A 15,174-nucleotide genomic window follows, 5' to 3' on the forward strand; every position below is an offset into this window, starting at 1 on the left:
TTGCCCCTGTTCGGATCTAGTTAATCTAATATTTAGCCGATATAACAAGCTTCTGCCACTGTACGCCCCCCGCGTTTAGCGGCAACCTTGACGGATGGCGTACGCGGCGGCGGGCAAACGGGTGCTGATCACGGGTGCCTCGTCGGGTCTGGGGGCGGCCCTGGCGCGGCAGCTGGCGGCGCGAGGGGCGGTGGTGGGGCTGGTCGCCCGGCGGCGGGACCGCCTGGCCGAGGTGCTGGCCGACTGCCGGCGGGCCTCCCCGGGATCGGCGATGTGGGTGGCCGACCTGGCGGACACCGCGTCGCTGCCCGAGCTGGCGCTGCGGGCATGGGAGGCGCTCGGCGGCGTCGACGTGCTGGTCAACAACGCCGCGATGCCGAAGCGGCGTCCCGTCGCCGCCCTGGCGCCCGACGAGGTCGAGGACGTCATGCGGGTGAACTTCTTCGCGCCGATGCGGCTGACGCTGGCGCTGTTGCCGCGGATGCTGGCGCGCGGGTCGGGCCTGATCGTCAACGTGTCGAGCGTCGGCGGCCGGCTCGGGATTATCCACGAAACGGCTTACTGTGCAAGCAAGTTCGCGCTATGCGGCTGGAGCGAGGCGATGGCCGTGGACCTGCACGGCAGCGGGGTCGCGGTGAAGCTCATCGAACCGGGGCCCGTCGACACCGAGATCTGGGACCACCCGGGCAGCGAGGAACCCCTCTATCAGGGCCCCAAGGTGCCCGCCGACGAGGTGGCCGAAGGGGTCATCGCGGCGCTGGGCACGGGCACGTTCGAGCACTACGTCCCCGACATGAAAGCCGTCGTCGACGCCAAGAACGCGGACATCGATGCGTTCATCGCCGGTGTCGCCGGGATGGCGTCGCGATGAGGGCGCTCGTCTACGGCGTGCCGCCGGAGCCTTACGAGGCACCCGGTTTGGACGATGGGACAGCCAACACGCTGACCCAGAACCTGGCCCGCACCCCGACCGCGATGCGAGAGGTGCCGGATCCGCAACTACCGCATGAGGATTGGGTGATCACCCGGCCGCGGCTGACCGGAATCTGCGGGTCGGACTCCAAGCAGATCCTGATGGATTTCGGCGAGGCCGACGCCGACAACGCCATGTCCGCCTTCTGCTCCTTTCCCCAAGTCATGGGGCACGAGGTGGTCGCCGACGTGGTCGCGCTGGGGCCCAAGGCCCGGGGGCTGCGGATCGGCCAGCGGGTGGTGCTCAACCCGTGGCTGTCCTGCGGGCCGCGCGGGATCGAGCCGCCCTGTCCCGCTTGCGAAACCGGCGACTACAGCCTGTGCTGGAGCTTCACCGACGGCGACATCAAGCCCGGCATTCACACCGGGGTCTCGGCCGACGTGACCGGCGGCTACGCCGAGCTGATGCCGGCCCACGACAGCATGCTCTTCGCGGTGCCGGATTCCGTGCCCGACGAGCTGGCGGTGTTCGCCGATCCGTTTTCGGTCTCCCTGCACGCCATCACCCGCCACCCGCCGCCCCGCTCGGGCCGGGTCCTGGTCTACGGCGCCGGATCCCTGGGGCTGTGCGCGGTGGCGATCCTGCGGGCGCTGTATCCGGATGTGGCCATCGCGGTGGTGGCGCGCTTCGACGCCCAGGCGGACCTGGCCCGCCGCTTCGGGGCCGAATTGGTGCTGGAGCACGAACCCCGCCTGGCCGTCATCGAGGAACTGGTGGCGTGGGGTGGTGGCCGGCTGCGGCAGCCGCTGCTGGGCCTGCCGATGGCCTATCCGGGCGCGGTCGACGTCGTGTACGACACGATCGGCAAGCCGGAGACGTTCGAAGTCGGGGTCCGGGTGCTGCGCGCCCGCGGGACGCTGGTGAAGGCCGGTGTGCACGCGCCCGGCCGCTGGGAGTGGAGTCCGTTGTATTTCAAGGAGATCGCCCTCGTGGGGTCGAACGCCTTCGGCGTCGAGGAGGTCGAGGGCCGGCGCAGGCACGCCATCGCCCACTACCTGGAGATGGCCGCCGCCCACCGGGTGGACCTGCGCCCCATGCTGACCCACACCTTCGGACTCGAGCGGTGGCGCGACGCCTTCTTGGCGATCGCCAACCAGGCCGACAGCGGCGCGGTCAAGGTCGCGTTCGATCAGCGCTAGAGCAGGGCGCCCCGGGACCCTACGAGGGGCAGATCGATCGGCGTGATGACGCCCGGTGCGGCGTCGCACAGGAAGGGTATGGCGTTGACCGCCGCGACGGCGGTGCTGTCCATCAGCACGGTCATCACGTCCTCGCCGGGGTTGCCGAACCGGATCGTCGCGTCGACGCGTGGCTCGCCGTCGATCACCACGCTGAAACCCTTGGGGTCGGTCCACTGGGGGTCCAGCGCGTCGTCGCTCATCGTCCAGCAGATGGCGAGCTCGATCACCGGGCGGCCGCCACGATAACCGCGATAGGTGCGGCGCTGGCCTCCGGCGGTGCCGGCGGCGTAGTTCACCCAGCCGAGATCCAGATCCCGGGTCAGCACCGCGGGCTCGACGAATGCCTCCTTGGAGTCGAGCTCGGTACCCAGCATGGCGGCGATCATGTCCAGCGTCTCGAAGTAGCCGAGGCCGTAGCGTTGCGTCGCCGGGTCGAGGTGCGTCACCGGCTCACGGGGTGTTTTGCCGAATCCGAGCACCTTCCACACGTCCGGTATGGGATACGTGGTGCAGTCCAACGTTTCGACCAGCTTGACGCTGCGGACCGTGCGGCAGGCGCCGGTGAGGAATCCGGCGACGACGTTGATGAAACCCGGCTCGAATCCCGTTCCCAGGAAGGTCGCGCCCCCCTCTTGCGCCGCCTCCTCGAGCGCCGGCAGTTCGGCCGGATGGTGGGTGCCGGTGAGGAAATCTCCGGTGGTGACCACGTTGATGCCGCGGCGCAGCATCCTTTCCACCAGCTCGTAGTCGATGGCGCGCGGCATGTAGTTCACGCAGTCCGGTGCGAGGTCGAGCAACGCGTCGACATCGCTGGTCGCGGCGACCCCGATCGGGGGCCGGTCCGCGAGTGCCCCCGCGTCGCGCCCCACTTTCTCCGCGCCCAGGGCGTGGACGCCCACCACGTCGAAGTGGTCGCGGTCGAGCAGGATGCCCAGCGCCCGCTTGCCGATGTTGCCGGTTGACCACTGAACCACGCGGTAGGGCGCCATGCTCTTCCTCCGTCGCGCATCGGACGCTGGACCGTTGACATCGTAAGCGGACATTGTTCTAATCTGAATACCGTTCGAATTCGAATGCTGTTCGAAATTGGGGGTGGTCGTGGAGGCTGTGGCCGATGCGCCGGTGCTGCGCTACGGGGCGCTCGACCGCGCGCACCTGACGAAGCACCTGTGGCGGCTGGCAAAGCGCGTCGGCGTCGGCCGGGTCACGATGCGGGAGCTGGCGGCAGAGGCCGGCACGGCGGCATCATCCGTCTACTACCACGTGCGTGACAAACGCGAACTGCTCGATCTGCTGATCGAGTCGGTGCTGGCGCAGATCGAGGTGCCAGAAGAGGGCGACTGGGAATCGCGGCTGGTCGTGCTCTACATGAACGCCTGGAAGGTGCTGGTGGAGGTACCCGGGATCGCGGCGTTGCTCCAGGAGCATGCGCACACCGCGGCGGCTGCCGATATGGACCGCGCCTCCCGCGCAATTCTGCACGAATCCGGTTTGACCGCGGAGCGTTTCGATGCTGCGCACGCCACGCTGTACGTCCACCTGCTCGGTTCGGTTCAGCTCGAGCACATCCGCCGCGCCGGTGCCACTGCCGGCGAGCCAAGTGACGAGGCGTTCGCATACGGGTTGCGCCTGATCCTGACCGGTCTGCGCAAAGAGCTTGAGGACGGTTGAGTGACAGGTACGACGATCGATCTCGCCGGGCCGGCGATTTGGGGGTCGCGGTTTCCCGAGGATCTGTTCGCCGAGCTGCGCGCCCGCACGCCGGTATTTCACCAACGACTCACCGACGACGTGAGATCCACTGTGGGTCGCGAATTCTGGGTGTGCACAAAACATGCCGACGTCGCGCGGGTGCATCGCGATCACGAGTCGTTCACGGCGACCCGTGGACCGCTGATTCAGGATGTGCCGTTGTTCGACGCCTATCCGGCGATCGTGAGCATGGACCCGCCGGATCACACGATTCGCCGCAAGGTCATCGCTCGGGCTTTCACCCCACGCGCCGTGGCCAAGTTGGAAGCCGGCATTCGGGATCGGGCCAGGGCGATGGCCGCTACGTTGCGTGAATCCGGTGGCGGTGAGTTCGTCGATCTGGCCGCGGGGTTACCGATCTCGGTGATCGGCGACATCGTGGGGATTCCCGACGCTGACCGCCCGCGTGTGTTCGGCTTGATCGACCGGGTGCTGAAGACCGCCGGCGCACAGATGTCCGTTCCCGACGGTGATGACCTGTTGCCCTTCATGGAGCTGTTCGAGTACGCCAGCGAGCTGACCGCTTACAAGCGCGAACATCCCGTGGACGACATTTGGAGTGCGCTTTGCACCACCGAGATCACGTCGGAATCGGGGCAGAGTTTCTTGCTACCCGCCAACGAGCTGGAGATTTTCTTCTTCATCCTCGGGTTGGCCGGGGCGGATACGACCCGAAACGCCCTGTGCGACGGGCTTCGTGCCTTCGTCGCCAACCCGGATCAGATTGCGGTCTACCGATCCGATCCGGATGCCAGGCGCACGGCGGTCGAGGAGGTGATCCGCTATTCCACACCGATCATGTTCTGGGTGCGCGGAGCAATCCGTGACGTGGTGCTCGCCGACGTAACGATCCCCGAGGGTGCGCGCGTGGTGACGATGTTGCGCTCGGCCAATCGCGACGAAGACGTCTTCGAGGATCCATACCGGTTCGACATTCGCCGTGATCCCAACCCCCACCAGTCCTTCGGAGGTGGTGGCGCCCACCACTGTCTGGGCGCCATGCTGGCCCGGGCGGAAGTCCGGGCCGCCCTGGACGAGGTCTTGCTCAAATCCGGCGACATCGAACTCGGCGAGCCCAGAATGACGCTTCCCGACCTGTGCAACAACATGACCGTGTACGAATCACTCCCGGTCCGCCTCGGCCGGGGCTAGGCCGGACGGGTGGCGCAGTAATAGGTGAGCCGTCCCACCACGCGCTGCTTGTGCGTGGCGACCTGTGTGCACTCGAACCCGGCCGCGGTGAGCAGTCGGGGGATCGCGTCGCCGAGGTTGCCGGCCGCGTGATGGCTGCGCCGGATGAGCCGGGCCGCCACGCCGTGGTCGTCGGTCGCGTCACCGCCGATGTCGACCAGGTGCAGCCTGCCACCGGGGCGAAGGACCCGGAAAATCTCGGCCGCGGCCGCGGCTTTCGCGTCGTCGTTGACATGGTGCAGCATCATCGACGACAGCACCCGGTCGAATTCGCCGTCGGCGTAGGGGAGCCGTTCGGCGTAGCCCTGTTCGAAGCGGACCCCGTCGGTCTTTCGCCGTGCCCGCTCGAGCGCCCTCGGGTCGGGATCACATCCGATCACCTCGAGGTGGGGATGGGCGCGCTTGGCCATGATTGTGAGATTACCTGTGCCGCAGCCGATCTCAAGGACGCGACGGCAGTCGGCGAGTTGAGCCTGCGCGATGAGGGCCTCTTGCACCCTTTTCATGCCCAGCAGGCGAGACATCAGGTCGTACGCGGGCAGCAGCGCGTCGTGGCCGGCGGCGGGCAGGTAATCATGTGGATGATGTTTCGTCACGTCATCCATGGTGAACCGCTGACCAGTCCGAGAATTGGGTGATCATCGGTGAAACCTAGATTATTTTTGGTACCTATGACGCGACCGACTCGGATGGTCAGGCAGCGCGCGGGCGTGCCGATCTACGAATACCGAAGCGACCCGGATACGCCCCCGGTCACGGTGGTGCGCTCGGGCCCCGAGGATTTCGTCGAACGGGGCCGCCACATCCACGACTTTCCGGCGCTGTGGTACCTGCCGCAGGCCGGTCTGGTCCACGTGGCGGCCGCGGGCCAGGTGCTCGACCCGAGATGGCTGGAGCATCGCGACGCCGGCGTTGCGGTTTTCTTCGACCCCGCCGCGCTCGGTGAGGACGGGCGATCGCCGTGGCCTGCGTGGCGGGCCCACCCGCTGCTGTTCCCGTTCCTGCACGGGCACGCCGGCGGGATCCTGCGCCTACAGGTGCCCGACGAACGACGGCCGGCGTGGGGCGCCGCGATCGCTTCCATCGAAGCGGAACTGCGCGAGCGGCAGGACGGCTATCGGCAGGCGGCCCTGGCGCATCTCACGCTGTTGCTGATCGATCTCGCGCGGCTGGCGGGCCCGGTGGTGGCCGAGCTACGCCGCAGTGGGGAACCGCTGCTGGCCGGGGTCTTCGAGGTGATCGACCGGCGTCACCGCGAACCGTTGTCGCTGCGCGACGTGGCCGCCGAACTCGGCATCACGCCAGGGCACCTGACCACCGTGGTGCGGCGCCGCACCGGACGCACCGTCGGGGAGTGGATCACCGACCGCCGCATGGCCGCGGCTCGCGCCTTGCTGGCCGAAACGGACCTGCCGGTCGCGGAGGTCGCCAGGCGGGTCGGGATGTCCGATCCGGGCTATTTCAGTCGGCTGTTCGGCCGCGCCCACGGCGCCTCGCCCCGCGAATGGCGCGGGCGCCGAATGGTTCTTCGCTAAAGGCGCTCGAAGTCCAGCCAGCGGTCGACCTCGAATTGGTCCTCGTCGGCGCGGATCGTGGCGCCGCCGCAGCCGGGATAGTGCGCGGGTATCACCGCGGCCTTCGCCTGGACGGCCTCGGTGAAGATCCGGCGGCGGGTCGCCGCGGCGGCCGACGGGTCGACGTCGAACGCGCAGGCGTCGCCGGTGCGGCGTAGCTGCAGCGGGCTGTGGGTGAGATCGCCGACGAAGACGGCCGGCACGCCCGCATCCAGCCACAGCACCGAGGAGCCCGGTGTGTGGCCGGGGGCGGGCCGCAGCCGCAGCGAGGGGCTGATCTGGTAGTCGTCGGACCATCCGACGAGCTGCCCCGCCTGGTCGACGGGAGCGACGCTGTCGTCGAACACGAGCCGGTCGCCGGGCTGCTGGCCCGCGGGTCCGTCGGGCGAGAAGTGGCGGTAGTCGGCGACCGGCACCAGGTACCGGGCGTTGGGAAAGGTCGGGACCCAGGAGTCGTTCTCGCGCATGGTGTTCCACCCGACGTGGTCGGAGTGGATGTGGGTGTTGACCACCACATCCACCGCGTTGCGCTCGACGCCGGCCGACCCCAGCGCCGCCAGGAACCCGGTGCTCAGGTGGTCCAGGGGTGGCATGTGTGGGCGCTCGCGATCGTTGCCGACCCCGGTGTCCACGACGACGGTCAGCCCGTCGACCTCGATGACCCAGCTCTGGATCGCGATATGCCACTGATCGGTTCCGGGGTCGAAGAAGTCAGGCACCAGCAGGTCGGCGTTGTCCCGCCACCCCGAGGGCGGGGTGTGCGGGAAGGAGCTTGTCGGCAGGTCGAATTGAAGCTCCAGCACCCGCGCCACGCTCGCGCGGCCTAACCGGACCCTGCGCATCAGGCGTTCGCGCGCAGGTAGCCGTAGACGCCGGCGAAATTGCGGTTCACGTCCTCGGGGATGGGCACCGGGCCGCCGAGCGCCCGTGCGCCCCAGACAATTTGGGCGGTCCGCTCCACCAGGGCGGTGATGTGCAGCGCCTTGTCCGGCCGCGGGCCCACGGCCACCAGGCCGTGGTTGGCGATCAGCGCGGCGCCCCGGCCGTCGAGCGCCCTGACGGCGTTGGCGCCGACGTCGGGCGTGCCGGACGCGGCGTACTCGGTGCACCGCACGTCCCCGCCGCAGTACACCGCGAACTCGTCGATGCAGGCCGGAATCGATTGGTGCGCAATGGCGAACATCGTCGCCCACACCGGATGGCTGTGGATGACGCTGCCGATGTCGTCGAACGCGCGGTAGCAGGCCAGGTGCAGCTGCAGCTCCGACGACGGCGAGCGGCCGTCGGCGGCGCGCAGCACGGCGCCGTCCGGGTCGATCAGGACGAGGTCGTCGAGCTGCATGTCGCGGTAGTCGACCGACGACGGCGTGATGACGATGTTGCCGTCGGGGCGCCGCGCGGAGATGTTGCCGGCGGTTCCCTCGACCAGGCCCCTCCGCAACATGTCCTTGGCCGCGTCCAGCACCGCGTTCTCCGGGTTGTCCACAAATTTCATGACGCCAGCACCTCCGGGTTGACGATGTGGGCGGGCGTTTGGCCGGACAGCAGCGCCTCGAGGTCGTCGGCCACCATTTGCGCCTGCCGAGCCTCAGTGTTCCATGTGGCGCCGCCGATGTGCGGCGTCAGCACGACATTGGGCATGCCGACCAGCGGGTGGTCGGTGGGCAGCCATTCGCCGGCGAAGTGGTCCAGGCCGGCGGCCGCCACCTTGCCGCCGCGCAGCGCGTCGACGAGCGCGTCGGTGTCGTGCAGCTGGGCGCGCGCGGTGTTGAGGAAGACCACGCCGTCGCGCATGGCGGCGAACTGCGGTGTCGCGATCATGCCGACCGTGTCGTCGGTGACGGGTGCGTGCACCGAGACGACGTCCGCCTCGGCCAGCAGCTCGTCGAGTTCGTGCCGCGCCTCGTCGTTATACGGGTCGTGGGCGATGACCCGCATGCCCAGCCCGGCCAGCCGCCACCGGGTGGCGCGGCCGACGGCGCCGAGGCCGACCAACCCGGCGGTGCGCCCGGCGATCTCCCAGGCGCGGAATCGCTGATACGGGATGCTGCCGTCGCGGAAGATGTTGCCGCTGCGGACATCCGCGTCCGCGGGCAGCAGCTGGCGGGTGGCGGCCAGCAGCAGTGCCACCGTCATCTCGGCGACGGCGTCGGCGTTGCGGCCCGGGGTGTTCAGCACCGGGACACCGGCCGCGGTGGCCGCGGCGATGTCGACGTTGTTGGGGTCACCGCGGGTGGACGCGATCGCGCGCAGCCGCTGCTCGAGCACCGGCCCGGCCACCGAGTCGCCTTCCACCACAAGGACATCGGCGGTCTCGGTCGCGATGCGGTCGGCCAGTTGCTCGGCGCTGTAGATCCGCAGCGGGGTCTGCTCGATCCAGGGGTCGTAGACCACGTCGGCCAGTTCCCGGAGCTTGGCGAAACCCGGCCCCCGCAGCGGGGCGGTCACCAAGGCGCGCGGTCTTGACGTCACGAAGGTCAATGCTGGCGTACGGTGACGCCCGTGTCACGCGAAGACGTCACAATCGGCATCGACGTCGGCAGCACCGCGGTCAAGGCGGTCGCCGCCGACGCCGACGGCCGGGTGACTGCGCGGACGCGGATCCCGCACCAGTTGCGGGTGCCGACGCCCGAGCGGCTCGAGCACGACGCCGACGAGGCGTGGCGGCGGGGCCCCGTGGCGGCGCTTGCGCGGCTGGACCGCCCCGACGCGAGGGCGGTGGCCGTCTCGGCGATGGTGCCCTCGCTCACGGCCGTCGACGCCGCCGGTGTGCCGGTGACACCGGGGCTGCTGTACGGCGACGAACGGGGCCGCACCGCGGAACCGCACGCGCAGCCACTGCCGGCCCTGGGTGAGGCCGCCGAGTTTCTGCGCTGGACGGCGGCGGCGGCGCCTGGCGCCTCCGGGTACTGGCCGGCACCGGCGGTGGCCAACCACGCGCTGGCGGGGGAGGCGGTGATCGACCTCGCCACCGCCGCGACCGCGTACCCCTTGTTCGACGGGACCGGCTGGAACCCCGAGGCGTGCACCGAACGCGGCGCGCGGCCCGACCAGATGCCGCGCGTGGAGAGCATGGGAGCCGCGGTGGGGCAGGTGCGCGACAGCGGCGCAGCGCTGGCGATCGGCGCGATCGACGCGCTCTGCGAGCAGATCGTGGCCGGCGCCGACCGCGACGGCGACGTGCTCGTGCTGTGCGGCACCACCTTGATCGTGTGGACCACCATCGGAGAGGCCCGGCAGGTGCCGGGCCTGTGGACCATCCCGCACACGGCCGCGGGCAAGAGCCTGATCGGCGGGGCCAGCAATGCCGGCGGCCTGTTCCTCGGCTGGGTGGACCGCGTGGTGGCGCCTGGCGACCCAGCAGCAGCGCAGCCCGGACGGGTGCCGGTGTGGTCGCCCTACATCCGCGGGGAGCGCACCCCGTTCCACGACCCGCATCGCCGCGCGGTGCTCGACGCCCTGGACCTCACCCATGACGCGGCCGCCCTGCGCCGCGCCGCCTACGAGGCATCGGGCTTCGTGGTCCGCCAGCTGATCGAGCTCAGCGGGGCGCCGGTGGCGCGCATCGTCGCCACCGGCGGCGGCACCCGCGTCGGGCCGTGGATGCAGGCCATCGCCGACGCCACCGGGCGGCCCGTCGAGGTGTCCGGTGTGCCCGAGGGCGCGGCGCTGGGTGCGGCCTTCCTCGCGCGCATGGCCGCCGGATTGGAGACCTCGATCGCCGACGCCGCCCGCTGGGCCTGCACCGAACGCGTCGTCGAACCGGACCCCGGCTGGGCGGTCGCGGTCCAGGACCGCTACCAGCGATTCCTGGAACTGGGAAACCGCCGTTGTAGCGCGCTGCCACCCCCGGCTTCTAGGCTGGTGCAATGACCGACCACGACCGTAAAGCCGCCCGCCGCGAGATCGCCGATGCCTTGTTGAAAGCCCTTGAGCGGCGGCATGAAATCGCCGATGTCGTGGTGGACTCCGAGAACAAGGCGGCCGCGGTCGAGGCGATCGTCCGCCTGCTCGACACCTCGCACGTGGCCGCCGAGGCGGTCATGGGGATGTCGTTCGATCAGCTCACCATCGACTCGCGCCGCAAGATCCTGGCCGAACTCGAGGACCTCAACAAGCAGCTCAGCTTCACCCTCGGCGAGCGCCCGGCCAGCTCGGGGGAGACCCTCGAGCTGCGGCCCTTCTCCGCCGAGAAGGACCGCGACATCTTCGCCGCCCGCACCGAGGACATGGGCGCCGCCGGGGACGGCTCCGGCGGGCCGGCCGGCAACGTCGACGACGAGATCAGCGCCGCGCTCGGACGCCTCGACGACGAGGAGGCCGCCTGGTTCGTGGCCGTCGACTCGGGTGAGAAGGTGGGGATGGTCTTCGGCGAGTTGCTCGGCGGCGAGGTGAACGTGCGGATCTGGATTCACCCCGAGCACCGCAAGAAGGGTTACGGCACCGCCGCGCTGCGCAAGTCGCGCACCGAGATGGCGTGGTGCTTCCCGGCCGTGCCGATGGTGGTGCGCGCACCGTCCGCCAGGCCCGCCTGAGCAAGGGCAAAGCCGTTGGCGGCGTGAGGCTCTCGCGGCTGCTAACTGAGCGTCGCGGTGACGGCGACGATGTTGCGCAGCTGCGATGTCTCGTCGTCGGGGAAGACGAGCCCGTAGTCGGCGAAGTACTCCCTCCGTTCCCGCCTGGTCACGTGCCAGCCCCGACCGGTCAGGTAGTCCACGACATTGCTGCGCTCGCCGTCGAAGAACAATCCCGAGAGGTCGATGTCGCAGCCCACGTTGGCCCACCGCTCGTTGAACTGCTGCGCGCGTTCGGTCATCGTCCGCCCGGAGTCGCCGTGGAATTCGGTGGCCAGCAAGCTTGCGGGCGCGCTGAGCTCGGTGATGTTGTCGAAGAGCCGGTCCTGGGCTTCGGGCGGCAGGTACATCAGCAGGCCCTCGGCGCTCCACGATGTCGGCCGCGTCGGGTCGAAGCCGCTGCGCCACAACGCTTCCGGCCAGTCGTCGCGCAGGTCGACGCTGACGGTGCGCCGGTCGGCGGTGGGGGTGGCGCCCAGCTGCGCCATCGCGGCGGTCTTGAACTCGACGACCCTGGGCTGATCGACCTCGTAGACCACGCTCCCGGGCGGCCAGCTCAGCCGGTAGGCGCGGGCGTCGAGGCCGGCGGCCAGGATCACCGACTGGCGGATTCCGTCCCGGGCGGCGTTGAGAAAGAAGTCGTCGAAGAATCGGGTGCGCACGGCGATCGAATCCGTTTCCAGCTGCAGGTCCCGTTCGCCCTCCTGCGCATCACCGGGGGCCACCTCGCCGTCGACCAGGCGGCGGAAGAATTCCAGGCCGACGGCCCGCACCAGAGGCGCCGCGAACGGGTCGTCGATGATCGGGTCGGCGCCCGCGCTGGCCAGCGCGCGCGCCGCGGCGACCATCGTGGCCGTCGCGCCGACGCTGGAGGCCAGGTCCCAGCTGTCTTGCTCACTGCGTGTCATGGTGCTCCCATTTACTTAGCAAATGCAACGAGTCAAGGGCACTCTACGCGCCACCGCTGACGGCTTCCTGTGCGTTTATCGGTCGTCGGATGACGGCCCTGGACCGGCTGACCCCGATCAGCTGTTAGTCTCGTACACGGTTTGACGCGCGACGCCGTACGTCCTGGCCTGCGGGGTGTTGGGCGCGTAATGCAGGAGACCCCCGGCTCGCAGGAGGAAGAGTGCTTTCGGCTTTCATCTCATCGCTGCGGACAGTCGACCTGAGACGGAAGATCCTCTTCACGCTGGGCATCGTCGTTCTCTATCGGCTGGGCGCCGCTTTGCCGTCCCCCGGCGTCAACTTCCCGAACGTCCAGCAGTGCATCAAGGAGGCCAGCGGCGGCGCGGCCGGGCAGATCTATTCGCTGATCAACCTGTTCTCCGGCGGTGCGCTGCTGAAGTTGACGGTGTTCGCGGTCGGGGTGATGCCCTACATCACCGCCAGCATCATCGTGCAGCTGCTCACGGTGGTCATCCCGCGGTTCGAGGAGCTGCGCAAGGAAGGTCAATCCGGCCAGGCCAAGATGACGCAGTACACCCGGTACCTGGCCATCGCCCTGGCCGTCCTGCAGGCGACCAGCATCGTGGCGCTGGCGGCCAACGGCGGGCTGCTCCAGGGCTGCTCGCTGGACATCATCGCCGACCAGAGCATCTTCACGCTGGTGGTCATCGTGATGGTGATGACGGCCGGCGCGGCGCTGGTGATGTGGATGGGTGAGCTGATCACCGAGCGCGGCATCGGCAACGGCATGTCGCTGCTGATCTTCGTCGGCATCGCGGCCCGCATCCCGTCCGAGGGCAAGACCATCCTGGACAGCCGCGGCGGGGCCATCTTCGCCGCCGTCTGCGTCGCCGCCCTGGCCATCATCGTCGGCGTGGTGTTCGTCGAGCAGGGCCAGCGCCGCATCCCCGTGCAGTACGCCAAGCGCATGGTGGGCCGGCGGATGTACGGCGGGACGTCGACCTACCTGCCCCTGAAGGTCAACCAGGCCGGCGTCATCCCGGTCATCTTCGCGTCGTCGCTCATCTACATCCCGCACCTGATCACGCAGCTGATCCGCAGCGGCAGCGGTGGTGTGGGCAACAGCTGGTGGGACAAGTTCGTCGGCAGTTACCTGTCCGATCCGAGCGACCCGATCTACATCAGCATCTACTTCGGCCTCATCATCTTCTTCACGTACTTCTACGTGTCGATCACGTTCAACCCCGACGAGCGCGCCGACGAGATGAAGAAGTTCGGCGGGTTCATCCCCGGTATTCGGCCGGGCAAGCCCACCGCCGACTACCTGCGTTATGTGCTGAGCCGGATCACCCTGCCGGGCTCGATCTACCTCGGCGCGATCTCGGTGCTGCCCAACCTGTTCTTGCAGATAGGCAATGGCGGAGCGGTTCAGAATTTGCCGTTCGGCGGTACCGCGGTTTTGATCATGATTGGCGTCGGCTTGGATACGGTCAAGCAGATCGAGAGCCAGCTGATGCAGCGCAACTATGAAGGGTTCCTCAAGTGAGAGTCGTTTTGCTGGGACCGCCGGGGGCGGGTAAGGGGACGCAGGCCCAGAAGCTCTCCGAGAAGCTCGGGATCCCGCAGATCTCCACCGGTGAGCTGTTCCGCAGCAATATCGAGAACGGGACCAAACTCGGCCTGGAGGCCAAGCGCTACCTGGACGCCGGCGACCTGGTGCCCTCGGAACTGACCAACCAACTCGTCGACGACCGCCTGAGCGATCCCGATGCGGCCAACGGCTTCATCCTGGACGGCTATCCGCGGTCGACGGAGCAGGCCAAAGCGCTGCACCAGATGCTCGAGAACCGCGGCACCGACATCGACGCCGTTTTGGAGTTCCGCGTCTCGCAGGAGGAGTTGCTGGAGCGGCTCAAGTCGCGCGGCCGCGCCGACGACACCGACGAGGTCATCTTGAACCGGATGAAGATCTACCGCGACGAGACGGCGCCGCTGCTGGAGTACTACCGGGACGAGCTGAAGACGGTTGACGCGGTCGGCACGATGGACGAAGTGTTCGCCCGTGCCCTGCGAGCGCTGGGCAGGTAACCGTGAATCCGCTGGCGCGGCTGCGGAGTCGCAAAGTCGTGCCGCAGCGCACCGCCGAGGAACTGGACGCGATGGCGGCGGCGGGCGCCGTGGTCGCGGCCGCGCTACAGGCCGTACGGGCGGCCGCGGTTCCCGGGGTCTCGACGCTGGGCCTCGACCACATCGCCGAGTCGGTAATTCGGGAGGCGGGCGCGATCCCGTCGTTCCTGGGCTATCACGGATACCCCGCGTCGATCTGCGCGTCGGTCAACGAGCGGGTGGTGCACGGGATCCCCTCGGCCGCAGAGATCCTGGCGCCCGGTGACCTGGTGTCCATCGACTGCGGAGCGGTGCTCGACGGCTGGCACGGCGACGCCGCGGTCACGTTCGGCATCGGCACCCTCGACCCCGCCGACCAGGCGCTCTGCGACGCCACCAGGGAATCGCTGGAAGCCGGTATCGCGGCGATGGTCCCGGGCAACCGGCTGACCGACGTCTCGCACGCCATCGAGACTGGAACGCGAGCGGCCGCGGACCGGCACGGGCGCGGGTTCGGGATCGTGGAGGGCTACGGCGGCCACGGCATCGGCCGGCACATGCACATGGACCCGTTCCTGCCCAACGAAGGTTCGCCCGGGCGGGGCCCGCTGCTGGCCCCCGGGTCGGTGCTGGCCATCGAACCGATGCTGACCCTCGGGACGGGCAAGACCGTGGTGCTCGACGACGAGTGGACCGTCACCACCGCCGACGGATCCCGGGCGGCACACTGGGAACACACGGTCGCGGTCACCGAGGCAGGACCGCGCATTCTGACCCTGCCTTAGGTGAACCGGCCGCGATCGCGAGCGCGGCGGAGCCGGGCGTGGCGGGTCGTGGAAATTGAACCGGCCGCGATCGCGAGCGCGGCGGAGCCGGGCGTGGCGGGTCGTGGAAATTGAACCGGCCGCGATCGC

At 69.1% G+C, this 15,174-nt stretch carries 16 protein-coding genes; 10 read left to right on the forward strand and 6 right to left on the reverse strand.

Annotated features, from left to right (window positions below; genetic code table 11):
* Nucleotides 1-94 precede the first annotated feature (94 nt).
* A complete protein-coding gene (locus tag G6N51_RS23395) occupies nucleotides 95-871 on the forward strand; it encodes an SDR family NAD(P)-dependent oxidoreductase (RefSeq protein ID WP_083174698.1) in 777 nt (258 codons plus the stop codon).
* Entirely contained in the window at nucleotides 868-2,112 is a 1,245-nt protein-coding gene (locus tag G6N51_RS23400; RefSeq protein WP_083174695.1) for a zinc-dependent alcohol dehydrogenase, read from the forward strand. The genes G6N51_RS23395 and G6N51_RS23400 overlap by 4 nt, the downstream gene beginning before the upstream one ends.
* Here the strand turns inward: G6N51_RS23400 and G6N51_RS23405 are convergent.
* The gene (locus G6N51_RS23405; RefSeq protein ID WP_083174692.1) at nucleotides 2,109-3,143 is read right to left on the reverse strand and encodes an NAD(P)H-dependent amine dehydrogenase family protein; all 1,035 of its coding nucleotides are present in this window, start codon (nucleotides 3,141-3,143) and stop codon (nucleotides 2,109-2,111) included. The two genes, G6N51_RS23400 and G6N51_RS23405, sit on opposite strands and share 4 nt — an antisense overlap.
* Nucleotides 3,144-3,252: 109 nt before the next feature.
* On the opposite strand from G6N51_RS23405, the gene G6N51_RS23410 reads away from it, so the two are divergent.
* Both G6N51_RS23410 and G6N51_RS23415 read left to right on the forward strand, forming a co-directional pair.
* Complete coding sequence (locus G6N51_RS23410; protein WP_232078461.1) at nucleotides 3,253-3,825, forward strand: TetR/AcrR family transcriptional regulator; 573 nt, start codon at nucleotides 3,253-3,255, stop codon at nucleotides 3,823-3,825.
* Nucleotides 3,826-5,058 carry a cytochrome P450 gene (locus tag G6N51_RS23415; RefSeq protein WP_083174687.1) on the forward strand — a complete coding sequence of 411 codons (1,233 nt, stop codon included), beginning with the start codon at nucleotides 3,826-3,828 and terminating at the stop codon, nucleotides 5,056-5,058.
* Here G6N51_RS23415 and G6N51_RS23420 read toward each other — a convergent pair.
* A complete protein-coding gene (locus G6N51_RS23420; protein WP_372510091.1) occupies nucleotides 5,055-5,693 on the reverse strand; it encodes a class I SAM-dependent methyltransferase in 639 nt (212 codons plus the stop codon). The two genes, G6N51_RS23415 and G6N51_RS23420, sit on opposite strands and share 4 nt — an antisense overlap.
* Nucleotides 5,694-5,768: 75 nt before the next feature.
* Here G6N51_RS23420 and G6N51_RS23425 point away from each other — a divergent pair, with 75 nt between their 5' ends.
* Nucleotides 5,769-6,632: a helix-turn-helix transcriptional regulator gene (locus G6N51_RS23425; protein WP_083174681.1), complete on the forward strand. Its 864-nt coding sequence runs from the start codon at nucleotides 5,769-5,771 to the stop codon at nucleotides 6,630-6,632.
* On the opposite strand, the gene G6N51_RS23430 is transcribed toward G6N51_RS23425, so the two are convergent.
* The 3 genes from G6N51_RS23430 to G6N51_RS23440 are packed head-to-tail and all read right to left on the reverse strand — an operon-like array spanning nucleotide 6,629 to nucleotide 9,143.
* Nucleotides 6,629-7,513, reverse strand: a complete 885-nt coding sequence (locus G6N51_RS23430; protein ID WP_083174678.1) for an MBL fold metallo-hydrolase — start codon at nucleotides 7,511-7,513, stop codon at nucleotides 6,629-6,631. The two genes, G6N51_RS23425 and G6N51_RS23430, sit on opposite strands and share 4 nt — an antisense overlap.
* Nucleotides 7,513-8,166: an L-fuculose-phosphate aldolase gene (locus G6N51_RS23435; protein WP_083174675.1), complete on the reverse strand. Its 654-nt coding sequence runs from the start codon at nucleotides 8,164-8,166 to the stop codon at nucleotides 7,513-7,515. Before G6N51_RS23435 ends, G6N51_RS23430 begins: the two co-directional genes overlap by 1 nt.
* On the reverse strand, nucleotides 8,163-9,143 hold the full coding sequence (locus tag G6N51_RS23440) for an NAD(P)-dependent oxidoreductase (RefSeq protein ID WP_083174672.1): 981 nt from the start codon (nucleotides 9,141-9,143) through the stop codon (nucleotides 8,163-8,165). Before G6N51_RS23440 ends, G6N51_RS23435 begins: the two co-directional genes overlap by 4 nt.
* Nucleotides 9,144-9,173: 30 nt before the next feature.
* On the opposite strand from G6N51_RS23440, the gene G6N51_RS23445 reads away from it, so the two are divergent.
* Nucleotides 9,174-10,544: a xylulokinase gene (locus tag G6N51_RS23445; protein ID WP_083174749.1), complete on the forward strand. Its 1,371-nt coding sequence runs from the start codon at nucleotides 9,174-9,176 to the stop codon at nucleotides 10,542-10,544.
* Nucleotides 10,541-11,206, forward strand: coding sequence for a GNAT family N-acetyltransferase (locus G6N51_RS23450; RefSeq protein ID WP_083174670.1), 666 nt, complete (start codon nucleotides 10,541-10,543; stop codon nucleotides 11,204-11,206). Before G6N51_RS23445 ends, G6N51_RS23450 begins: the two co-directional genes overlap by 4 nt.
* A gap of 41 nt (nucleotides 11,207-11,247) precedes the next feature.
* Here the strand turns inward: G6N51_RS23450 and G6N51_RS23455 are convergent, their stop codons facing one another.
* Entirely contained in the window at nucleotides 11,248-12,153 is a 906-nt protein-coding gene (locus tag G6N51_RS23455) for an SAM-dependent methyltransferase (protein ID WP_083174667.1), read from the reverse strand.
* Between the two features lie 221 nt (nucleotides 12,154-12,374).
* Here G6N51_RS23455 and secY point away from each other — a divergent pair, with 221 nt between their 5' ends.
* Genes secY through map form a run of 3 tightly spaced genes read left to right on the forward strand, consistent with a single transcriptional unit; the run spans nucleotide 12,375 to nucleotide 15,045 of the window.
* Complete coding sequence (gene secY / locus G6N51_RS23460) at nucleotides 12,375-13,700, forward strand: preprotein translocase subunit SecY (RefSeq protein WP_083174664.1); 1,326 nt, start codon at nucleotides 12,375-12,377, stop codon at nucleotides 13,698-13,700.
* Complete coding sequence (locus G6N51_RS23465) at nucleotides 13,697-14,242, forward strand: adenylate kinase (protein ID WP_083174662.1); 546 nt, start codon at nucleotides 13,697-13,699, stop codon at nucleotides 14,240-14,242. Before secY ends, G6N51_RS23465 begins: the two co-directional genes overlap by 4 nt.
* 2 nt (nucleotides 14,243-14,244) lie before the next feature.
* Nucleotides 14,245-15,045: a type I methionyl aminopeptidase gene (gene map / locus G6N51_RS23470; RefSeq protein ID WP_083174658.1), complete on the forward strand. Its 801-nt coding sequence runs from the start codon at nucleotides 14,245-14,247 to the stop codon at nucleotides 15,043-15,045.
* Nucleotides 15,046-15,174: the final 129 nt, after the last annotated feature.

It is taken from the genome of Mycobacterium paraseoulense (genome assembly GCF_010731655.1).
Taxonomy (GTDB): domain Bacteria; phylum Actinomycetota; class Actinomycetes; order Mycobacteriales; family Mycobacteriaceae; genus Mycobacterium; species Mycobacterium paraseoulense.

Bases quoted from the DNA above. Each gene is read 5' to 3' on its own strand.
- G6N51_RS23395 (WP_083174698.1), top strand. From the start codon at position 95: ATGGCGTACGCGGCGGCGGGCAAACGGGTGCTGATCACGGGTGCCTCG.
- G6N51_RS23400 (WP_083174695.1), top strand. From the start codon at position 868: ATGAGGGCGCTCGTCTACGGCGTGCCGCCGGAGCCTTACGAGGCACCC.
- G6N51_RS23405 (WP_083174692.1), bottom strand. From the start codon at position 3,143: ATGGCGCCCTACCGCGTGGTTCAGTGGTCAACCGGCAACATCGGCAAG.
- G6N51_RS23425 (WP_083174681.1), top strand. From the start codon at position 5,769: ATGACGCGACCGACTCGGATGGTCAGGCAGCGCGCGGGCGTGCCGATC.
- G6N51_RS23430 (WP_083174678.1), bottom strand. From the start codon at position 7,513: ATGCGCAGGGTCCGGTTAGGCCGCGCGAGCGTGGCGCGGGTGCTGGAG.
- G6N51_RS23435 (WP_083174675.1), bottom strand. From the start codon at position 8,166: ATGAAATTTGTGGACAACCCGGAGAACGCGGTGCTGGACGCGGCCAAG.
- G6N51_RS23450 (WP_083174670.1), top strand. From the start codon at position 10,541: ATGACCGACCACGACCGTAAAGCCGCCCGCCGCGAGATCGCCGATGCC.
- G6N51_RS23455 (WP_083174667.1), bottom strand. From the start codon at position 12,153: ATGACACGCAGTGAGCAAGACAGCTGGGACCTGGCCTCCAGCGTCGGC.